The 23,006-nt window shown below is 39.6% G+C and carries 14 protein-coding genes and 1 pseudogene; 10 read left to right on the top strand and 5 right to left on the bottom strand.

Going from position 1 to position 23,006, the window contains the following annotated elements; genetic code table 11:
* Both ACERCG_RS03670 and ttcA read left to right on the top strand, forming a co-directional pair.
* A pseudogene (locus ACERCG_RS03670) lies at positions 1 to 193 on the top strand (IS110 family transposase); the annotation flags it as partial.
* Between the two features lie 83 nt (positions 194 to 276).
* The gene (gene ttcA, locus ACERCG_RS03665) at positions 277 to 1,218 is read left to right on the top strand and encodes a tRNA 2-thiocytidine(32) synthetase TtcA (RefSeq protein ID WP_373610723.1); all 942 of its coding nucleotides are present in this window, start codon (positions 277 to 279) and stop codon (positions 1,216 to 1,218) included.
* Between the two features lie 138 nt (positions 1,219 to 1,356).
* Here the strand turns inward: ttcA and malM are convergent, their stop codons facing one another.
* The 3 genes from malM to malK all read right to left on the bottom strand — a co-directional run bounded on the left by malM (position 1,357) and on the right by malK (position 4,823).
* The gene (gene malM / locus ACERCG_RS03660; protein WP_373610722.1) at positions 1,357 to 2,253 is read right to left on the bottom strand and encodes a maltose operon protein MalM; all 897 of its coding nucleotides are present in this window, start codon (positions 2,251 to 2,253) and stop codon (positions 1,357 to 1,359) included.
* An 82-nt stretch (positions 2,254 to 2,335) separates the two neighbouring features.
* Complete coding sequence (locus ACERCG_RS03655; RefSeq protein ID WP_373610721.1) at positions 2,336 to 3,607, bottom strand: maltoporin; 1,272 nt, start codon at positions 3,605 to 3,607, stop codon at positions 2,336 to 2,338.
* Positions 3,608 to 3,704: 97 nt separating this feature from the next.
* Positions 3,705 to 4,823 carry a maltose/maltodextrin ABC transporter ATP-binding protein MalK gene (gene malK, locus ACERCG_RS03650; protein WP_373610720.1) on the bottom strand — a complete coding sequence of 373 codons (1,119 nt, stop codon included), beginning with the start codon at positions 4,821 to 4,823 and terminating at the stop codon, positions 3,705 to 3,707.
* A 360-nt stretch (positions 4,824 to 5,183) separates the two neighbouring features.
* Here malK and malE point away from each other — a divergent pair, with 360 nt between their 5' ends.
* The 4 genes from malE (at position 5,184) to ACERCG_RS03630 (ending at position 11,106) form a co-directional block, all read left to right on the top strand.
* A complete protein-coding gene (gene malE / locus ACERCG_RS03645) occupies positions 5,184 to 6,374 on the top strand; it encodes a maltose/maltodextrin ABC transporter substrate-binding protein MalE (protein WP_373610719.1) in 1,191 nt (396 codons plus the stop codon).
* Between the two features lie 118 nt (positions 6,375 to 6,492).
* Positions 6,493 to 8,031: a maltose ABC transporter permease MalF gene (gene malF / locus ACERCG_RS03640; RefSeq protein ID WP_373610718.1), complete on the top strand. Its 1,539-nt coding sequence runs from the start codon at positions 6,493 to 6,495 to the stop codon at positions 8,029 to 8,031.
* Between the two features lie 52 nt (positions 8,032 to 8,083).
* The gene (gene malG / locus ACERCG_RS03635; RefSeq protein WP_006248005.1) at positions 8,084 to 8,974 is read left to right on the top strand and encodes a maltose ABC transporter permease MalG; all 891 of its coding nucleotides are present in this window, start codon (positions 8,084 to 8,086) and stop codon (positions 8,972 to 8,974) included.
* A gap of 74 nt (positions 8,975 to 9,048) precedes the next feature.
* Entirely contained in the window at positions 9,049 to 11,106 is a 2,058-nt protein-coding gene (locus ACERCG_RS03630) for an alpha-amylase (protein WP_373610717.1), read from the top strand.
* Positions 11,107 to 11,230: 124 nt separating this feature from the next.
* Here the strand turns inward: ACERCG_RS03630 and malT are convergent, their stop codons facing one another.
* The gene (gene malT / locus ACERCG_RS03625; RefSeq protein WP_373610716.1) at positions 11,231 to 13,957 is read right to left on the bottom strand and encodes an HTH-type transcriptional regulator MalT; all 2,727 of its coding nucleotides are present in this window, start codon (positions 13,955 to 13,957) and stop codon (positions 11,231 to 11,233) included.
* A gap of 163 nt (positions 13,958 to 14,120) precedes the next feature.
* On the opposite strand from malT, the gene malP reads away from it, so the two are divergent.
* Together malP and malQ are read left to right on the top strand one after the other, a co-directional pair.
* Complete coding sequence (malP, locus tag ACERCG_RS03620) at positions 14,121 to 16,490, top strand: maltodextrin phosphorylase (RefSeq protein ID WP_373610715.1); 2,370 nt, start codon at positions 14,121 to 14,123, stop codon at positions 16,488 to 16,490.
* An 80-nt stretch (positions 16,491 to 16,570) separates the two neighbouring features.
* Positions 16,571 to 18,655: a 4-alpha-glucanotransferase gene (malQ, locus tag ACERCG_RS03615; RefSeq protein WP_373610727.1), complete on the top strand. Its 2,085-nt coding sequence runs from the start codon at positions 16,571 to 16,573 to the stop codon at positions 18,653 to 18,655.
* 57 nt (positions 18,656 to 18,712) lie between these two features.
* Here malQ and ACERCG_RS03610 read toward each other — a convergent pair whose 3' ends face one another.
* Positions 18,713 to 20,374 (bottom strand): putative transporter, encoded by a 1,662-nt coding sequence (locus tag ACERCG_RS03610; RefSeq protein WP_373610714.1) that lies wholly within the window; start codon positions 20,372 to 20,374, stop codon positions 18,713 to 18,715.
* Positions 20,375 to 20,590: 216 nt separating this feature from the next.
* Between ACERCG_RS03610 and ACERCG_RS03605 the strand changes: the two genes are divergently transcribed.
* Together ACERCG_RS03605 and xthA are read left to right on the top strand one after the other, a co-directional pair.
* The gene (locus ACERCG_RS03605; protein ID WP_373610713.1) at positions 20,591 to 21,967 is read left to right on the top strand and encodes a Na+/H+ antiporter family protein; all 1,377 of its coding nucleotides are present in this window, start codon (positions 20,591 to 20,593) and stop codon (positions 21,965 to 21,967) included.
* Positions 21,968 to 22,062: 95 nt separating this feature from the next.
* Entirely contained in the window at positions 22,063 to 22,866 is an 804-nt protein-coding gene (gene xthA / locus ACERCG_RS03600) for an exodeoxyribonuclease III (RefSeq protein WP_373610712.1), read from the top strand.
* The last annotated feature ends 140 nt before the right edge of the window (positions 22,867 to 23,006 follow it).

Raw genomic sequence — 23,006 nt, 5'->3', positions numbered from 1 at the left:
GGTACGAAACGTACTTTATAATGCGGCGAATGTCGCCCGCCAACACGAACCGAAGTTCAAGGCATTTTATGAACGGCTGATTGCTCGTGGCAAACCGTTCAAAGTGGCGGTAAACGCCTGTATACGTAAGCTTTTAACCGTGATTAATGCCATCGTCCGTGATGGCTCACAGTGGAATGCTCACGCGGTTTAATTAACGAATTTGTATCTTGCCAAAAATGTTGGGGAGATACAGTTGCTACACATAAATGTGTATTTATCAGGTTACAAAATATTATGTCAGACGATATCCAACAAAAATCTGAAAAGAAAATTGCTTATAATTTCAATAAGTTACAAAAACGTTTACGCCGTAATGTCGGCAATGCAATTGCTGATTTTGGTATGATTGAAGAAGGCGACCGTGTGATGGTTTGCCTTTCTGGCGGGAAAGACAGCTACACTTTACTTGATATTCTGCTTAATCTTCAACAAAGTGCCCCTGTGAATTTCAGCGTTGTTGCGGTAAACCTAGACCAAAAACAACCGGGCTTTCCGGAAGAGGTATTGCCTCGCTATTTAGACAGCATTGGTGTGGAATATAAAATTGTAGAAGAAAATACTTACGGCATTGTGAAAGAGAAAATCCCAGAGGGAAAAACCACTTGCTCACTCTGCTCTCGCCTGCGTCGTGGGATTTTATACCGCACCGCCACTGAGCTTGGGGCAACGAAAATTGCGTTAGGTCATCACCGTGATGATATGCTCGCTACCCTATTTTTAAATATGTTCTACGGCGGCAAAATGAAAAGTATGCCACCAAAACTGATTTCTGATGACGACAAACAAATTGTGATCCGCCCGCTCGCTTATTGCAAAGAAAAAGATATTATCAAATATGCTGAAGCTAAGCAGTTCCCGATTATTCCGTGTAATCTGTGTGGTTCTCAGCCTAATTTACAACGCCAAGTGGTGAAAGAAATGCTGAATACTTGGGATCGACAATACCCGGGGCGTTTAGAAACCATGTTCAGTGCTTTGCAAGATATCGTGCCGTCTCACTTATGCGATCCGAAATTTTTTGATTTTAAAGGGATTAAACACGGTCAAACCATTGAAGGCATAGAAGGCGACACCGCTTTTGATGATGTCAAAATTGAAACCAAAACCTTCTTAGACGAAGATGACGACAACAATTTTGCCGAAGCGGGAATGATTCAGTTTAAGGAAGTGAATTAAGTCTCTAGCGGTCTAATTTTCCGGAAATTTTGCAAATCTCCCAAAAAAAGCACCCTATCAGATTGCCCTGATAGGGTGTTGGTGGTGATAAACCACCCATCCGATGACAAGGAGAATGTCTATGAAAAAAACAATAAATCAATTTGAACTTACATTTTTTAAGAAAATTTGGCGTGGAGAAGTCAGCCCTAATTTTTCTGCCTCGTTAACCAAATTCATCGCTTTATTAATATCTTTTGCTTTAATCGCTTTCATTACCGCCTGATTAAAATAGGCTTCTGTATCTTTATCTACCGCTGTTTTTACTGCAACCGGGTTTTCTTTTGTCAGCATCGAAGCAGTCGTTTTACCTACCGGAGTTGCTGCTTTATTTGAGCTAAAAATTTCGGTCGGCAAGCCAATAAATTTAGTGCCATTCGAGCCGGTAACATTGATGTGGATTTGACCTTTTAAACTATGTGCCACTTCAATATCATTAATTGCCGGCGGTTGTTTACCGGTTGCTTTTGCATAGGTTTTTGCCGGATGTGGCATCATTGTCGTTTTGGCTAAATCTTGCTGCGTGGTATAAATGAGCAAGTAAATATATTCTTGGTTCATTGCCGGTGTTAAATTGAGTTCTGCCCCTAAACGATTGCCTTTGAGCCCTCGTTCTTCCAATAATTTAAACTCAGAAGAAGGGTAAGTTGCCGCTACATTAAAGTGACTATCCAATACGACTGCTGTTGGCACAAAAACATTTTTGTCCATCACCGGGCTTTCGATTTCAATTTCCAATGTACCTTGATTTGCAGGAATACGATAGGCAGCTACCGGGCTAGCAATACCGGCAAATGCTGTGGTAAATGCTTGTTTGTGTTGTTCGCTTAATTCTGTTTTTACGGTTTGTGAAAATGGCACATCTTGCCATTGAATTTGAGCTAATTCAGACGAGTTAATATGAATAGGTTTAACTGCCGAACTGTTTGCCATACTCGGAGACACCACAAAAAGGTGGGCGAATAATATTGCTGTCGAAAGAAGCGTTTTTTTCATATTAACCTCTAAAAATTATAAAATAGGATAAAGTGCTGAAATAGTGGGTAGGTTCAGCCCTACCCACATAAACGTTTGATGATTACCACCAAGCTTCAAATTGAACACCGGTGATAAACTCGCCGTCTTTGGCTTTATAGCCGGCATTGGTACGAGCTTCTGTATTGAATTTGTCATTCCAACGTGCATAAGTACCAAACACACGGATTGCAGGGCGAGCCCAAATGCTGTTACCTGCTTGCCATTGTTGTGCAATGGTGTATTTCACTAAGTCGTTTTTCTTACCTGTGGCTTGATCTTTAATACGGTCATAACCGACCTCTAATAATGTACTCATTGTATCATTCCATTTATACATTGGGCGGATACCAGCAGAGTACCAAGTTTTACCTTGTTTATTATCTAGTTTTGTTTTTTCGTAGATTAAGGCATACATCACTTCAACTTTATCACTCGCTTGTACAACGCCTTGGTTGATTAAACGAAGCATATTGCCTTTATTATCTGCTTTTGAACCCTGTGCGTGACCGTTATTCCAAGAAGTCATTGAGTCAGTTGCATATTGTGCAGTAAATTTATTGAAACCGCCAAAGAAGTTACCTTGGGTGTATTCCGCTGTTACCATATAACCGTTTTTGGTTGCTTTATCATTATTAAGTTTTGTACCATCTTTAGTATGAGCATTACCGTAATCAAAACCTAACTCTAACGAACCATCTTTCCAAAGCTCAATACCTGCTAAGCGAATATCAAAAATATCATTATAGACGTCTTTTTTCGCATCACGGTTGCTTACATACGCTTTTTTAGCATAGTCATAGTAATAAGAGAATGCACCGTCTTTCTCTGTATCACGAGTAACCGCTAAAGAGAGTTTTCCGAAGCCTAAATCAACATTTTCAACCCCTGCACCCGGACCGGAAATATCCCAGTAGTAGAAGTCGTTCATATGAACATCATGGCGTTGATAGAAACGTTTACCTGCCCATAAGGTTGCACCCGGTAAGCTATCGGCAAAGTTTTTGAACTGTACGTTTAATTCACGTAATGCCGGGCTGGTTTCTGTCCAGTCGTTGTTGTGAAGCGTACCACCATAAGCAAGGTTGGTATCAAAATAGATGGATTTTTCACCACTTTTGAATAATTCCTGACCTAATTTCAATTCTGCATAGGTATCAGATTCGTTACCCAAACGGTATTTTGAACCACCGCCATTAACAGTAAATGCAGATTGTTCACCACCACCGGATGTCCAACCGATACCTGAACGAGCGTAACCGTGAAAATCGACCGCTGATGCACTGGCTGCGAACATTGCACCGCTGATTGCAACTGCTAGGACTGTTTTTTTCATAATAGAACCTCTCTTAAGATTTGATTTTACTTAGGTTAAGTATTAATTGATTAGAAGATGGAAAACATCCCCTAAAATCAGTAATAAACTGAAATTGTTATACCCCTTTTTCAACAAACAAACGTTTGCAAGCTGTACCGTCTTCCTTAAATAAATGGCAACGTTCCGGCAATATACCGATATTCATATCATCGCCTTCATTAACTAATACCACATCATTTTGGCGATAAATTAAGGTGGGTTGTTTGATTTCAGGGATTTCAAGGTGGATTTGTGTTTCATTTCCGAGCAATTCCACAACTTGCACAATACCGTGTAAGGTGACTTGGGTTTGATCCGAAGGAACTAAATGTTCCGGGCGGATACCTAAAGATAAGTTATCTCCCACATTCACCCCTTCGCCGGAAACCGGAATCCAAAAATTATGATGATTTGCATCAGGTAACTCAATTTTTACCCGTTCCGGTTCTACTGCAATCACTTTTACCGGTAAAAAATTCATTTTAGGCGAGCCGATAAATCCTGCTACAAAGCGATTTGCCGGATAATGATAAAGCTCTAACGGTTTACCTACTTGAGCAATACCGCCGGCATTTAATACCACAATTTTGTCGGCTAATGTCATTGCTTCAACTTGATCGTGGGTAACATAAATCATTGTGCGATTTAATTTTTTATGTAATTTGGAAATTTCTACCCGCATTTGCACACGCAATGCCGCATCAAGGTTGGAAAGTGGTTCATCAAGTAAAAATACTTCGGGTTGGGAAACCAGTGTTCTACCAATAGCTACCCGTTGGCGTTGCCCACCGGAAAGTGCTTTAGGTTTTCTGTCTAATAGGTGAGCCAGTTGTAAGATTTCGGCAACTTGGTTAACTCGCTGATCCCGCTCTGCTTTACTCACGCCTGCCAGCTTTAAGCCAAAAGACATATTCTCGGCAACGTCTAAATGTGGATAAAGTGCATAAGATTGGAATACCATCCCAATTCCACGTTTAGAGGGTTCGACATCATTCATTAATTTATCACCGATATAAAGCTCACCTGTCGTAATATCTTCAAGCCCTGCTATCATTCGCAATAGTGTGGATTTACCACAACCTGATGGCCCAACGAATACAACGAATTCCCCTTCGTTAATTTCTAAATTAATATCCTTAGAAATATGAACATCACCATACGATTTTCCCACGTTACGCAATGATACATTCGCCATAATTAAACCTCTTTATTTTGCTTTTGCTTGTGGTTTGAATTTAGGCTGAATAGTCGCCTTTTTATCTAATGAAGAAATCATCCCAGAGTACTTTTTTTTAGGGTTAGAACTCTAATTACCTAAAAAAACCTAATTCAGGGAAATTTAATAAATTTTGTGATCGAGCTCTCATTTTTAACGCTTATTTTTGTGAATCTGATCACAAAATAATGAAAAATGTTACTTAGTTCATACTTTTAACCTGGGGGGCGTAGAGCAAAGGGTGATCTCAAATAGATTGTATAGCCCATAATTTGCAATAATTTTAATAGGGGTTGTGGATATCCGTTTCTTCTTTTATTTAACTTCAAGGAGTTTTTTATGAAAAACAAATGTGTCAAATTCACCTTAGCTGCACTTGCTACCTTAGTTCTTTCCGGAACAGTAATGGCAAAAATGACAGAAGGTAAACTTGTTATCTGGATTAACGGTGATAAAGGGTACAACGGGCTTGCCGAAGTTGGTAAGAAATTTGAAAAAGATACTGGTGTTCAAGTTTTAGTTGAACATCCGGATAGACTTGAAGAAAAATTTGCACAGGTTGCCTCAACCGGTGATGGTCCGGATATTATGTTCTGGGCTCACGACCGTTTTGGTGGTTATGCACAATCAGGTTTATTATCTGAAGTGAATGTAAGCAAAGAATTTAAAGATAAATTTGTTGATTTTGCTTGGGATGCTGAAACTTACAACGGCAAAATTATCGGTTATCCGGTTGCTATTGAAGCCATTTCACTCATTTATAATAAAGATTTAGTTAAAGAAGCACCAAAATCTTGGGAAGAGATTATCGAATTAGATAAAAAACTCAAAAAAGAGGGCAAAAATGCCATTATGTGGAACTTATCCGAACCTTATTTCACGTGGCCTATTGCTGCTTCAAACGGAGCTTATGCGTTTAAATTTGCTAACGGTAAATACGATGCAAAAGATATTGGCGTGAACAATGAAGGGGCAGTAAAAGCACTACAATTCGTGGTAGATATGGTGAAAAATAAACATATTAGTGCTGATATGGACTATGCTGTTGCCGAAGCCTCTTTCAATAAAGGACAAAGTGCCTTAACTATCAATGGTCCTTGGTCTTGGGGCAACATTGATAAAAGCGGCATTAAATATGGTGTAACTTTACTACCGACATTAAATGGTCAAGCCTCTAAACCATTCGTAGGGGTATTAAGTGCCGGTGTTAACAGTTCAAGCCCAAATAAAGATTTAGCCAAAGAATTCTTAGAGAATTATTTACTCACCGACGACGGTTTAGATGCAGTCAATAAAGATAAACCTTTAGGTGCGGTGGCGTTAAAATCTTACCAAGAGAAATTAGCGGCTGATCCTCGTATTGCTGCAACGATGGCAAATGCGAAAAACGGTGAAATTATGCCAAATATTCCGCAAATGTCTTCTTTCTGGTATGCCGAAAAATCTGCTATCAATAATGCAGTAACCGGTCGTCAATCGGTGAAAGAAGCATTAGATGATGCACATTCACGCATTCAAAAACAACAATAATTCTTCATCATTCTGAGTGGGTTATTATGACCCACTCTATTTTTAGATTCACCCTAAATACAATAAAAGTACAGTAAAAGTACCGTAACAAAATGCAGTAAAACTTCGAGGTGCTGTTATGCTAACTCAAACTCAATCCAAATCCACTCATTGGCTCAAATATCTCTTAGCCGGATTAGTCTTGCTCCTTGACTTCTATCTTGTTGTCTTAATGTACTCACAAGGTGAATATCTTTTTGCTATTTTAACGCTGATTATTCTAACCTCCGGTGTCTATATTTTTACCAATAAAAATGCCTATGCTTGGCGGTATGTTTACCCTGGCATTACCGGAATGGCAATTTTTATTTTGTTTCCGCTGGTTGCGACTATTGCAATTGCGTTTACCAACTATAGTGGTTCTAATCAATTATCCTTTGAACGAGCGGTATCCGTCTTAACTGAACAACGCTATTTTGCCGGAGATAAATATCAATTCACCCTTTATCCGCAAGCAGATAATCAATATCAAATTGCATTAACCAATCCGACGACAGAGCAAACTTTTGTGTCAGAGCCGATTTCATTGGCTACCGGAACGAATGTGGTTGTGACCGAGCAAAACAGACCAACCGGCGAAGTTGCTCCTCTTAAAGTGATTACGCAAAATCGGGCTGCACTTCAATCAATGAAAGTGGTTTTACCGAATAACAATGAACTGACAATGAGCTCATTACGTCAATTCTCCGAGCAAAAACCACGCTATCAATTTGATGAAGAAAATAAAATATTACTCAATAATGAGACTGGCAAACGTTATCAAGCAAATGACGAAACCGGTTTCTTCCAAGCGATTGATGAAAACGGTCATTGGCAAAGCGAAACACTTGAACCGGGTTATACTGTCACATCAGGCTTTAATAACTTCATTAAAATTTTTACCGATGAAGGTATTCAAAAACCTTTTGTCCAAATATTTATTTGGACGGTGATCTTCTCTTTATTAACCGTTGTCTTTACCGTTATTCTCGGTATGGTTCTTGCCTGTTTGGTACAATGGGAGGCATTAAAAGGTAAAGCAGTCTATCGTGTCTTATTGATTTTACCTTATGCCGTACCATCTTTTATTTCAATTCTGATCTTTAAAGGACTATTTAACCAAAGTTTTGGTGAGATCAATATGATTTTAAACCAACTATTCGGGATTAGTCCTGAATGGTTTAACGATCCGCTCCTTGCCAAAGTGATGATCTTAATTGTCAATACGTGGTTAGGTTATCCTTATATGATGATTTTATGTATGGGGTTACTCAAAGCTATTCCGGCTGATTTATATGAAGCTTCTGCAATGGACGGTGCTTCCACTTGGCAAAACTTCAGTAAAATCACTTTCCCATTACTGTTAAAACCACTTACTCCGTTAATGATTGCTTCGTTTGCATTTAACTTTAACAACTTTGTGTTAATTCAACTATTAACAAACGGTCGCCCGGATATGATTGGCACAACCACCCCAGCCGGTTATACCGATTTATTAGTCAGCTACACCTATCGCATTGCCTTTGAAGGAAGTGGTACGCAAGATTTCGGCTTAGCAGCCGCCATCGCAACCATTATTTTCTTATTAGTCGGTGGCTTGGCACTCTTAAATATCAAAGCAACCAAAATGGAATTATAAAAGCGGGAGGGATTTAACAATCCCGACCCCAAACTAACTTTAGGAGTTATATATGGCAATTGTTCAATCTAAATCTGTGCGTTATCGGGTATGGGCAACCCATTTCATCTTAATTTGTTTTCTTGCCTTAATTATTTTCCCTCTATTAATGGTGATTGGCATTTCATTACGACCGGGAAATCTGGCTATCGGTGATATTATTCCAAGCCAAATTTCGTGGGAACATTGGCAAGCCGCTCTTGGTTTTGATGTTACACACGCCGATGGCACAGTCACACCGCCTCCATTCCCGGTGCTACGCTGGTTATGGAACTCCATCAAAGTGGCAACAATTACCTCCATCGGCATTGTAACCTTATCTACTACCTGTGCTTATGCGTTTGCCCGAATGAAATTTAAAGGCAAAAAAACCATTCTACAAGGTATGCTGATTTTCCAAATGTTCCCGGCAGTACTTTCCTTAGTTGCCTTATATGCGTTGTTTGATCGTCTTGGGCAGTATGTACCGTTTCTTGGTTTAAACACACACGGTGGTGTTATTTTTGCCTACTTAGGCGGAATTGCCTTACACGTTTGGACAATCAAAGGCTACTTTGAAACGATTGATGGTTCATTGGAAGAAGCCGCTTCCCTTGATGGAGCAACCCCGTGGCAAGCATTCCGATTAATCTTATTACCGCTTTCAGTGCCGATTTTGGCGGTAGTTTTTATTCTTTCATTTATTGCCGCCATTACCGAAGTACCGGTTGCCTCACTCCTATTGCGTGATGTAAACAGCTACACCTTAGCCGTTGGTATGCAACAATACCTCTATCCGCAAAACTACTTATGGGGTGACTTCGCAGCAGCGGCGGTCTTATCCGCAATTCCGATTACACTGGTCTTCTTATTGGCACAACGCTGGTTAATCGGTGGTTTAACTGCCGGCGGCGTGAAAGGCTAGTTTGCAAAAAATTCTCTAAAAACGACCGCTTGTCGAGCTGATACTGCGGTCGTCAATCTTTATTAGGGGTGTCTATGAAAAATGCGTTACCTTATCTCTGCTTATTCTATACCTCAAGCCTTTTTGCCCAATCTTGGCAACATTCCCATTTTTCTGATTTTAACGATAATCTCGAAAAACGGTTGTTTCAATCCCAAGTTCAATTGGAAAAAGGGAGCTATCCGCTTAGGTTCAAATTTGGCGAACAATGTTATCAACCCCAACAAGCGATAAAATTAAATCAATCGGTTGCGTTAGTCCCTTGTATAAATGAAGCTCCACAACTGCGGTTGTTTCGTCAAGGCAACTATCTGGCACAAATTGATCTGCGAAGCGGCACTCCGACACTCACAATCAGCGTAGAACAGCAGCTACAGCACAATGAAGCGATGTTTCAAAGTTGCCCGAATTGGGATAAAAAACCGATTGAAATTGATGTTTCTTCCACTTTTGCCGAAGGCGAATCGGTTAGCGATTTTTATTCAGGCAACACCGCTATCGTTAAAAACGGCAAAGTCACCTTAATGCCCAATGAAAACGCAAGCGGTCTGATTTTGCTGGAAAAAAGCAATACCGAAAATACGGCAACGTTTGATTGGAAAAATGCCACCGTCTATTTTGTGCTGACCGACCGCTTTTATAACGGCGATCCGACCAATGACCACAGCTACCACCGCCAAAAAGACGGAATGCAAGAAATCGGCACCTTTCACGGTGGTGATTTAAAAGGATTAACCGAAAAGCTCGATTACCTACAACAACTTGGGGTAAACGTATTGTGGATTAGCTCTCCGTTAGAACAAATGCACGGCTGGGTTGGCGGCGGTGATAAGGGGGATTTTCCGCATTATGGCTATCACGGTTATTATCATTTGGATTGGACGAAATTAGATGCCAATATGGGTACTGAAGACGATTTAAGTCGCTTTGTTCAACAAGCCCACCAGCGTGGTATTCGGGTGCTGTTTGATGTGGTGATGAACCATACCGGCTATGCGACGCTTGCCGATATGCAGGAGTTTAACTTTGGCGGATTTTACTTAACACCGGACGAAATCAGCCAAACATTAGGCGAAAAATGGACACACTGGAAGCCGAAATCAGGACAAAATTGGCACAGTTTCAATGATTTCATTCGCTTTAATGATAATCAGGCTTGGCAAAATTGGTGGGGAAAAGAATGGGTTAGAGCTGATATTGCCGATTACGACAGCCCTAAATTTGATGATTTAAAAATGTCGCTCGTTGCCCTTCCGGATCTAAAAACCGAGAGCGAACAAGCGGTCAAATTACCTGAATTTTTTGCAAATAAAAATACCAATGCCAAAACATTACCAAACGCTAAAGTGCGTGATTATTTAATTGGTTGGTTATCCGATTGGGTCAGAAAATATGGCATTGACGGCTTTCGGGTGGATACCGCCAAACACGTTGAAAAATCCACGTGGCTGGCATTAAAACAATCGGCACAACAAGCCTTAAGCGAATGGCAACAAGCCAATCCGAACGCCGGTTTTAACGATCGCTTTTGGATGACGGGAGAAGCGTGGGGACACGGCGTGTTCAAAAGTGACTATTATCAAAACGGTTTTGATGCAATGATCAATTTCGATTTTCAAGATCAGGCTAAACAAGGGTTAAATTGCTTTGCCCATATTGAGCCAGTTTACGCTGAAATGAGCCGTAAATTAAGCAACTTCAATGTGCTGAGCTATTTATCTTCACACGATACCCGATTATTTTTCCATTCAGATAGTGAACAACATATCGAAAAACACAAAACCGCCGCAAATTTGCTGCTGCTTTCACCCGGTGCGGTGCAAATCTATTATGGTGATGAAAGTGGGCGGACATTTGGTGCGACCGGTTCAGACCCGTTACAAGGCACACGTTCGGATATGAATTGGCAAGAGTTGCAGCAAGATCCTCAGAAACAGGCATTGCATCAACATTGGCAAAAACTGACACAATTCCGCCAACGCCATCCGGCTATTGGTGCAGGTGTTCACCAATTCATTAAAAATGATGGCTACTTTGCGTTTAACCGTGTGTTGAATGAAGATAAAGTGATGGTGGTTTGGGTTGGAAATTAAATAGGCTTTGGCTTCAAGTTTTCTCTTTTCTTTTTCCTTCTAGGGAAAACTTGAAGCCGGTTCGGGGTAACAAGTTGCAAAAAATCGGCAAAAATCGACCGCTTGCTCCCCTCTGAGCTTGTGATCAATGATACCCCATCAACATCAGCAGCTCTTTCGTATAGCTGATTGCTTCGTTACGATTGGTCACACCGATTTTCTGATACAGATTTCGGATATGGGTTTTAATTGTGGTTGCTGCCACTTGCAACTCATCTGAAATTTGTTCATTGCTATATCCGGAGTAAATCAAACCCAATACTTGCCATTCCCGCTGAGTGAGCGGACTAATTTTTAAGAGTTCCGGTACTTTCGGATTTTTCAGTAATTGATTTACAAAGTTTTCATCAAAATGGGCAAATTTTTGGCGATAAAATTGATTGATATTGCGTAAAATAAATTGTGCTTTGTGTAATACCAATTCATCTAGCACATTAAGTTGCAATAAATGGCGGATCTGCTGTGCCATCACATCCCCTTCAATCACAAACGCACTGATAAAATTCGTTTGGCGTGTAAGTTTTAGTGCCTGAATTAAATCTTGCTGAGCTAATTCTTTCTCGCCTTGTAAAAAATAGAGCCTATTACGAACAATCAATGCACGATTTAAATCGCTAATCAGAGAAAATTTTTCAGCCGTTTCAATTAAATTATCTAAAATGGCTTTTGCTTTATCATATTCTTTTAGTAAAATTCTGGCTCTCGCAATGTTACGCCATTGAATTTGAGTAAAGTGATTTTTATCAGAAATTGGCGATGGATTTTGAATTAACCAATGATGAGCAGCAGAAATATCATTGGTCATTTGCCAATAAAACATCCTTACCTGATCGGCGTTGGCAATCCAATCGTGGTGGTAAGAGTGAGAATGCTCTAATTGTTCAACCTCACCTAATAATCGGGCGGTGTTATCTAGATTGCCACGAGCTAATGAAATCTTTGTGAGTAAGGTTAAACATTGTAGCTTGTCTTCAAATTTAGATAGGGCATTCATTCCGGCAACTGCCATTGATTCGGCTTTATCTAAGTTATACCATTCCCATAGAATTTTACCTTTAGAACGTAGCAAAAATTCATACATCGGCACTTTTTGTAGGTGATTTTCTTTCACAAAATCACTGGCTTTATCTAACATTTCATAGGCCGCTTGTAAAAAGCCTTGTGCTAGTAAAATCTCAGATTGTTGAAGCTGTGACCACAAAATATTATGGTAAGTATGGTGCTGGCGTGCCATTCGTTCCGCTTTTTGTAACATTGACAATGCTTCTGCTAGGTTACCGTGACAATGATATGCCTCACCAATAATAGAGGTTGCAACAATATGGGCATAATAGGCATTTTCGGAAAGATCGTTTAACGCTTCAGACGCTAATTGAAGTGCAGTATTTTCATCACCGGAATTGATAGCAACTTGTGCCCGTAGCACATTAAATTCTGCATTGGCGGTTTTGCTCAATTCAATCTTATTTTCAGTTAATGCACGAGAAAAATCCGCTAAAATACCACCTACTTCAATATGGCGGTGCTGGCTTTGTACCAACCAGGCTTTGAGTAACACCAAATTAGTATGTTCAGTTAAATGGACGTAATCTAGGCAATTTAAGCTCTCTTCCAATAATTTGAGTTCGCCCTGATGAAATACCGTCCAAGCGTGTTTGCTCAAAATATTGAGTAATAATTCGGTATCCGATAATTGCATTGCGTGATGTAAGGCTTCTGTAACATAGCCTAATTGTAACCACGCATTCGCTGCCTTTTGGTGCAGTTGCGGTAATTCAGCATACAACTCATTTTGGCAACATAAATTTAAAAAGGACGCAAAAAGCGGATGGAATTTCCACCAGCTATCATCACTACTCTGCCACTTACTGTTTGCCATTTGTTGTAAAAACAAACCTTGCTTTTCGAGAGACTCTAATTTGGTGCGGCTGTTTTGCTCCCCTGTAACAGCCTGCACTAAAGACTCATTCATTGAATGCAAAACCGAACAACGCAAAATAAACAAACGAGTCTCTTCATCGACTTTATTAAGCACTTCATCGGCTAAATATTCGTTAATATGAAAATGGTTTGATTTGGCTAAACGTTTGGCAATATCTTGCAGTGGTACTTGTAGCGTGTGTGATTTATTTTTTGCAAAAAGGCTAATTAGCTGAAGGGCTGTAGGCCAGCCTTCAACTTCGTTACACAGTGAAATAATATCTTGCTGATTTAGCTCTGTACCTAATCTTGCTTGAAAAAAAGCAGCACTTTCTTGGTGATCAAACATTAGCTGGTTAATATCAATTTCCAATAATTGTTCTTGCACTCTTAAACTGGCAATACTTAACGGGGGAATTGATCGAGAAATCAAGATAAGCGTCATATTAGACGGTTGATGTTTAATCCAATATTTTAATGCTTCGTGAATTTCATCATTTTCAATAATATGATAATCATCAATAGCAAGATAAAAATGCTCTGAAAATGCCGCGGCTTTAATCAATAATTGATTAAATAAAGCTAATAAATTAGCTTTACGATTTTCCTCTAACAGTACGTCTATTTCTTCATTGATTGCTGAATGCAATGCCGCACTAAAATAAGCGGCAAAACGATCTGAATTATTATCGCCTTCATCTAACGCATACCAGCCGATATTCTTTTTATTTTCAACCCATTGGGAAACCAGAGTGGTTTTGCCATAACCTGCCGGTGCATTTATCAATACGACCGGATAACTGCAAGATTTGTCTAATTCTTGAATTAAACGTTTTCGGGGAATGCTGTTTTGTAATCGAAAAGAACAAACAAGTTTTGATGGTATTAACATAATAAATTCAATTTTCTCTCATAACAAAATAGGGATGATATATCCACCATTTGTGTTCTCACTACTTCCTTATAATCATACCATACAAGATGATTATTGGGATGATTTGATTTTATTTGGATTTTACATAATAGCGACATTCATTTTTAACCGGGGGTTTCCTATGACATTTAATTCTATTGTAGAAAAATACTGTCGCTACTTTGATGTGACAGTTCCAAAACACTTTACCTTACAGCAGTGGTATCAAGTTGTTGCTGAAGGTTCCCTTGAGCTAATTTATAGCCAGCCTGCAACCAAACCGACAGAATCACGCCACGTGAACTACCTCTCAATGGAGTTCTTAATTGGTCGATTAACCGGCAATAATTTAATGAATTTAGGTTATTACGAACAAATTCGTGACTATCTTAAACAATATCAAGTTGAATTAGTAGATGTTTTAGAACAAGAGCGTGATCCAGCATTGGGTAATGGTGGATTAGGTCGTCTTGCTGCCTGCTTTTTAGATTCGATGGCAACTGTCGGACAAAATGCAACCGGCTATGGGCTTCATTATCAATATGGTCTGTTTAAACAAAGCTTCAAAGAGGGAATGCAGAAAGAAGCAGCGGATACTTGGGCTCGTGACAGCTACCCGTGGCATCGTTTTAATCCGTCTAAAACCCGCCATATCGGGTTTGGTGGAAAAATCAAACATATCCAAGCCGATCAATATGAATGGCAGCCTAAATTGACCATTCAAGGTAAAGCCTTTGACTTGCCGATTGTCGGTTATAAAAATAACATCATTCAACCATTACGTTTATGGCAAGCAGATAGCGACCAATCTTTTGATTTTGATGCCTTTAATGAGGGTAAATTTTTAAGTGCCGATAAAACGATTGTCAATGCAGCCGCACTAACTCAAGTGCTGTATCCAAACGACAACCATCAAGCCGGACAAAAATTACGCTTAATGCAGCAATACTTCCATTGTGCCTGCTCGGTTGCCGATATTTTAGATCGTCACATTAGCGAAGGTTATTCGCTAGAAGATTTAGCAAAACGCCAAGTTATTCAACTCAATGATACCCATCCAACGCTCGCTATACCTGAATTGATGCGTGTACTATTAGATGAACACCAATTCACTTGGGAGCAGGCTTGGGATATTTGCAGCAATACCTTTGCTTACACTAACCATACCTTATTACCTGAAGCACTTGAACAATGGGATCAACGCCTATTTAAGCAGCTATTACCTCGCCATTATCAAATTGTGGAAAAAATTAACGATATTTTCCACGAAAAAGTACGGGCAGAATTTGGCGATGATGCCAAAATTTGGGAAAAATTAGCCGTGCTATTTGACTATCGAGTACGTATGGCGAACCTTTGCGTTGTTACCTGTTTCCGTGTAAACGGCGTTGCGGAAATTCACTCCGATCTCTTAGTGACCGATCTATTCCCGGAATACCACAAATTATTCCCAACAAAATTCTGCAATGTTACTAACGGCATCACACCTCGCCGCTGGATTCGACAAGCTAATCCACAATTAAGTGATTTATTGGATCGTACCTTAAAACAAGATTGGACACATAATCTGGAATTATTAAAAGGCGTTGAACAATATGCGGATGACACCGGTTTCCGTGAAGAATATCAACGCATTAAACGCAATAACAAAGTGGTTTTAGCCAATGAAATCCATAAAACATTAGGGTTAAATGTCAATCCTAATGCGATTTTTGATGTGCAAATTAAGCGTTTCCACGAATATAAACGCCAACATTTGAATTTGTTAAACATTATTGCGACCTATCAATCGCTAAAAGCTAACCCAAACCAAGACTACACACCACGTCTATTCCTATTTTCGGGCAAAGCGGCTCCGGGGTATTATTTAGCAAAAAATATTATTCACGCTATTAATAATGTGGCAGATATTATTAATAACGACAAGCAGGTAAATGATCGACTACAAGTGGCATTCTTACCGGATTATCGAGTCAGTCTTGCGGAAAAAATTATTCCAGCAGCTGATGTATCAGAACAGATCTCAATGGCAGGTAAAGAAGCCTCAGGCACCGGTAATATGAAATTGGCACTCAACGGGGCATTAACCTTAGGTACGCTAGATGGTGCTAATGTGGAAATTGCCGAGATGGTCGGTGAGGAGAATATCTTTATCTTCGGACACACCGTAGAAAGTGTGAGGGAATTGTTAGCAAAAGGTTACCAACCAAAAGCCTATTACAATCAAGATCCGATTTTAAAAAATGCGGTTGATTTCTTAGCCACAGGAAAAGCCTCTAACGGAGATAAAGAGACATTCAAGCTGATGTTAAACAGCCTCCTGGAGCGTGATCCATTCTTAGTCTTTGCCGATTTTGATAGCTATCGCCAAGCACAAGAGAAAATTGGTGTAGCCTATTTAGATCAAGAAGCTTGGCTGCGTAGTGCAATTTTAAATACCGCTCGTTTGGGTGCATTTAGCTCAGACCGCTCAATTAAAGATTATCAACAACGCATCTGGTTGAATAGATAATAAATTCGGGCGACTTCTCTCAACAGGAAGTCGCCTATTTCCTGCTGTATTTCATATGTATTTATATATGGAGAGAAATGATGAAAATAACTGCCAAACAATATCATCGGGCCGGTATTATGCCCTATTTTTTCGATGAACGTGGTGTAAAAAAAACTGCATCCGAAAAAATAAAATACACATTATTCAATGCTTTTAACGGCAATATTCAAGCGAAAGAAACACCTATTCCTGCAGTCAAAATTTTTTACCGACACCAACCCTGTTTTTTACCTTTTCATTTAGCGGATAAAAAACATCCTTTAACCGGTACTTGGCAGCTACAACTAGAAAATTCAAACCAAGTTATTTCCGGCAAAATTAAAGCAAGGGGAATTACATTACCTCAAGATTTACCTTTGGGCTATCACCAATTACAACTAAAAACACGAGATAAAACCTTTAATTGCACCATTATTATCGCTCCGGAGCGTTGCTACCAACCTCAAGCCGTGCTTGAACAAAAAAAATTATGGGGAACATTTCTACAACTCTATACCTTAAAATCAGCCCATAACTGGGGAATTGGCGATTTTGGCGATTTAAAAAACTTCATTCAACAGATTGCACCTTACCAAGCAGATTTTATCGGTTTGAACCCGATTCACTCGCTTTTTCCGGCAAATCCGAATTCTGCCAGCCCATACAGCCCGTCCTCTCGCCGATGGCTGAATATTGCTTACATTGATATCAATCAGCTAGCAGAATTTCAACAAAGTGATGAAGCACAAACTTGGTTTCATTCTACTGAAATCCAACAACAATTATCGGAATTACGCACTCAAGATTGGTTAAATTACGAGAAAATCATTCCGTTGAAATTAAAGGGGCTACGCTTTGCTTTTGCAAAATTCCAGCAAAATATGACCGCTTGTGCTGACTCTGCCTTTACCGAATTTGTACAAAAAGGCGGTGAAAGCCTACAAGTTCAAGCCACATTTGATGCCCTTCATCAGCATTTATCCGCACAGTTTGCCAACCAATGGGGCTGGGATTTCTGGGAGAAAGCCTACCAAGACTACCACTCCGCAGCCGTGCAGCAATTTAGAGAAACTCATAAAACAGAGGTAGAATTTTACCTTTGGTTGCAATTCGTTGCCGATCAACAGTTAGCCGAATGTGATGCAATTTGCCGTCAGCAAAATATGCGTATAGGTATGTATCGTGATCTCGCCGTTGGCGTCAGCCCCAACGGAGCAGAAACGTGGAATGACAAGCATCTCTATTGCTTAAATGCTTCTGTCGGAGCTCCGCCTGATGTATTAGGTCCGCAAGGACAAAACTGGGGCTTAACCCCAATGAACCCACACGTATTAAAACAACAAGCCTACCGCCCGTTTATTGAGCTGGTCAGAGCCAATATGAGCCACTGCGGTGCATTACGCCTTGATCATATTATGTCTTTATTACGATTATGGTGGATTCCAAAAGGCGACAGTGCGGTTAACGGTGCTTATATCCGTTATCCGGTTGATGATTTAATTGCCATTTTGGCACTGGAAAGCCAACGCCATCAATGCCTGATTATCGGTGAAGATTTAGGTACTGTGCCAAAAGAAATTGTGGGCAAGCTCAAAAACGCAGGGATTTTATCTTATAAAATTTTCTATTTTGAATTTGATAAACAAGGGAAAAGCCGAGACTTACAGCATTACCCTTACCAAGCAATGACGACATTAAGCACCCACGATTTACCGACTATCAACGGTTATTGGCGAGGCTATGATTTTGAGTTAGGCGAAAAATTCGGTGTCTATCCTAATGCGGATATTTTAGCAATCCTTAAGCAAGACCGAGTTAATGCCAAAGCCAAAATCTTACAACGCTTACAAGAACATAACGTAGAGATCGCTCCTGAAATTAGCGAGCAACTTAATTCACCGGTGAATACCGCATTTATTCACCGTTTACAAACCTATGTTGCAAATGTAAGCAGCGGATTATTCGGCTTCCAACCCGAAGACTGGTTAGGTATGACTGAGCCGGTTAACATTCCGGGAACCAGTACGCAATATGCAAACTGGCGGCGGCGTTTAAACACGAGCATTGAGGAAATTTTTGTAAATAAAGATATTCAAGCCTTATTACAAGAAGTTAATTTAATCCGTAAATGCAATAAAAGTTAGATAAGACAAAAGGCGACTTTCAGTCGCCTTTTTAGCTTATATACTTGATATCTACTTTTATCCACTAGAGACCCATAACATTATCGCCAACACCTGTGGTAACATTATGCGTAAAAACATTACGAGTGGGTAAACCGTTGCGTAAGAGAGGGCGGCTGCTCCATTACCTTCTTTTATTTCATTTGCAAAAGCAAGAGCCGGTGGGTCAGTCATTGAGCCCGCAAGCAATCCGCAAAGGCTTAGATAGTTCATTTTGGCATAAATTCTGGCAATTAAGCCTGTAATCATAAGTGGAAAGAATGTGATGATTGCCCCAAAGAGAATCCACTCCATACCTTCACTACTAAGTAAGGTTTCAAGAAATCGTCCCCCTGATTTTAAGCCTACAACAGCAAGAAATAGCACGATACCAATTTCACGCAACGCAAGGTTCGCACTCGGTGGCATAAACCAATAGAGTTTGCGGAAGCTGCCAATTCTAGCCAAAATAAGAGCGACTAAAAGCGGCCCACCTGCTAAGCCAAGTTTTAATGCAACAGGAAAGCCCGGTAAATAAATCGGGATAGAACCTAGCAAGACACCTAAACCGATCCCAATAAAAATAGGCAACATTTGAACTTGTTGTAATTTTGACTGAGCATTGCCAATAATCGTCATTACCATTTCAATATCTGCTTGGCGACCAACTAAATTCAGTACATCACCGAATTGCAAGCTCATATCGCCTGTTGGAACTAACTCTACCCCGGCACGATTAAGGCGAGAAATCACAACATCATATTTCCCTTTCAGCATTAACTGGCGAATTTGCTTGCCAAATACTTTTTCGTTAGTAACCACAGCTCGTTCCGAGCGATAAATTGTGCCTTTTGTTGAAACAGATACATCAGCTACTTCACCTAAAATAATTTGCATTTTATTCAGTGATGCCTGATCGCCCACTAAATGTAATATATCGCCAACTTGTAATACTGTATCCACTCGGGGAATTGAGAGTTCTTCACCTCTTTTTAAACGTGAATAGGATACTTCGTGTAAATCAAAATCAGGCAGTTCTTTGAGTGTTAAACCATTAATGTTTGGGTTGGTTAAACGCACATTTAAAGTACTAAGCTGCTCCTTGCCTTGATTTTGAACTTGGTTAAAGGCTTCTGCTTCTTTATCTATATTAATTTTTAAGATGATGCGAATTAACCACATTGTCAGCAAAATCCCGATAATCCCAAATGGATAAGCAATGGCATAGCTCATACCCATAATTTCGGTTACACTTTCTCCACTTAATTCAGCAAGCACTTGCTGCCCAGCACCGAGAGAAGGCGTATTCGTTACCGCACCAGAGAAAATCCCGAGGATAACAGGTAGAGGCACGTTGAAAAATTTATGAAGAAGGACAACCAGAACACCGCTTAACAGCACAATCAAAACAGCAAAACCATTAAGTTTTAAGCCTGAATGTTTAAGAGAGGAGAAGAATCCCGGACCAACTTGGATCCCTATTGAGTAAACAAATAAAATTAAACCAAATTCTTGAATAAAATGAAGGGTATGAGCATCGAGCTTAACGCCAAATTCTGACATAAAGTGGGAAACGAATAACCCACCAAATAATACTCCACCAATACCTAAACCAACACCTCTAATTTTGATATGACCAATCCATAATCCCAACACTGCCACTAAAGATAGTAAACTGACAGTCAGTGCAATATCACTCATTACAGCCTCTCTTAAATACCAACACCTCAAAAATGGTGGATAAATTTTAGCAAATCTCAACAATCAAAAATGCGATCTACATCACAAAAAATAAATATTGATAGCATCACTCCAAATTTTAATTGTCAAAAAAGCTCCCTAATTTTAAAAAAATTCTCGACAACACTATTTTTTTGAGTAAATTAAATGCTATTTTTATTACTTAAGGAAAATACAATGCTATCAAACGAAGTTTTTATTTCGATTATCGTATTGTTAGTGCTCAGCTTACTCAGAATTAATGTAGTTATCGCATTAATTATTTCAGCATTAACCTGCGGTTTAATCGGTAATTTAGGGGTTGAAGGTGCTGGTTTTGCCGAGGCATTAGAAAAAACTATCAAAAGTTTCACCGGTGGCTTAGGCGGCGGAGCAGAAACCGCAATGAATTACGCAGTTCTCGGGGCTTTTGCAGTAGCACTTTCAAAATCAGGTGTAACGGATTTATTGGCTTATAAAGTGATTAAATCATTTGGACATAGTCCATCAGATCGTTCTGTAACCTGGTTTAAATATATTGTGTTATTTGTGTTAGTAGCATTCTCAATGTCTTCACAAAATTTAATTCCAATTCACATTGCCTTTATTCCAATCTTAATTCCACCACTATTAAGTGTGATGAATAAATTAAAGATTGACCGCCGTGCCGTTGCTTGTGCTTTAACATTTGGCTTAACCGCTACTTATATGTTAATTCCGGCGGGTTTCGGGCAAATCTTTATTGAGAGTATTTTAGTAAAAAACATTAACCAAGCAGGTGAGCCATTCCAATTGGTAACAACAACCGCTGAAATGACAAAAGCGATGTTTATTCCTGTATCTGGTATGATTATTGGATTACTTTTTGCATTCTTTGTGTCATACCGCAAACCTCGAGTGTATATAGAAAACACACCTGAGCCAGCTATTGATGATATTGAAACTCGAGTAGCTAACGTTAAACCTTTCCATATTGGTATTAGTATTTTAGCAATTATTGCCACCTGTTCGGTACAATTAGCAACAAATTCAACTATTATTGGTGGCTTAATCGGCTTAGTCATTTTTGCTTTAGGTGGCGTATTCAAACTGAAAGAAAGTAATGATGTATTTTCAGCCGGTTTACGTTTAATGGCGATGATCGGCTTTGTGATGATTGCCGCTTCAGGCTTTGCTGGCGTAGTAAACTCAACAGGTGGCGTGCTGGCATTAGTTGAAAGCCTGCGTGATGTTATCTCATCAAAAGAGATGGCAGCATTATTAATGCTTGTGGTTGGTTTATTCATTACAATGGGTATTGGTTCGTCATTCTCAACTGTACCAATCATTACCTCAATCTATGTACCACTTTGTGTCTCTTTTGGTTTCTCGCCGCTTGCTACAATGGCGATTGTGGGCGTTGCAGCCGCATTAGGTGATGCAGGTTCTCCAGCATCAGACTCTACACTTGGCCCAACATCAGGCTTAAATGCTGACGGCAAGCACGACCACATTTGGGATTCTGTTGTACCAACCTTTATCCACTTTAATATTCCACTATTAGTGTTCGGTTGGATTGCAGCAATGACACTTTAAGTTATAATAAGCAAAATTTTGCGAGAAAAAGACCGCTTGTAGAGATGACAAGCGGTCTATTTTCATTTATTTTTTACAAACTCAGGTTATATAGAATGAAATTTATCTCTTTTAATATCAATGGCTTGCGTGCTAGACCTCATCAACTTGAAGCCATTATTGAAAAACACCAACCCGATGTATTAGGGCTGCAAGAAATCAAGGTTGCTGATGAAGATTTTCCTTATGATTTAGTCAATCATTTAGGCTATCACGTTTTCCATCACGGGCAAAAAGGACATTATGGTGTCGCCTTATTGACGAAAAAAGAGCCGCTTGCTGTGCGTAAAGGTTTCCCAACTGATGTGTTAGATGCCCAAAAACGAATGATTATGGCAGATATAGAAACCGATTTTGGCGTTTTAACCGTGTTAAACGGCTATTTCCCACAAGGGGAAAACCGCAGCCACGAAATCAAATTTCCTGCAAAACAGAAATTCTATGCTGATTTGCAACACTACTTGGAAACTGAATTAAAGCCAGAAAATCCCATCATCATTATGGGCGATATGAATATCAGCCCAACAGATTTAGACATCGGTATTGGCGAGCCAAACCGTAAACGCTGGTTGCGTGATGGTAAATGCTCGTTCTTACCTGAAGAGCGTGAATGGTTAGATCGCTTATACAGTTACGGTTTGGTTGATACCTTCCGTGTTGCTAACCCAGAAGTAAACGATAAATTCTCGTGGTTTGACTATCGCTCTAAAGGTTTTGACGATAATCGTGGCTTGCGTATTGATTTAATTCTCGCCTCAAAATCACTTGCTGAACGTTGTGTGGAAACAGGGATTGATTTAGAAATTCGTGCAATGGAAAAACCATCAGACCATTCCCCTGTTTGGGCAACCTTTAAATAATTGTAGAAAATTTCAGTTTTTGTAACCGCTTGTAGGCTTTCAAACTTACAAGCGGTTGTTTTTTCTTACTTTTTTGCATTTTCACGCCATACTATATCCGTTTTCAAATTTGTGCTACAATCAAACACTATTTTTGGATT

Source organism: Mannheimia sp. E30BD, assembly GCF_041807785.1.
GTDB lineage: Bacteria > Pseudomonadota > Gammaproteobacteria > Enterobacterales > Pasteurellaceae > Mannheimia.
Note: the sequence above shows the minus strand (reverse complement) of the source record. Positions and strands in the feature narration are given on the sequence as shown.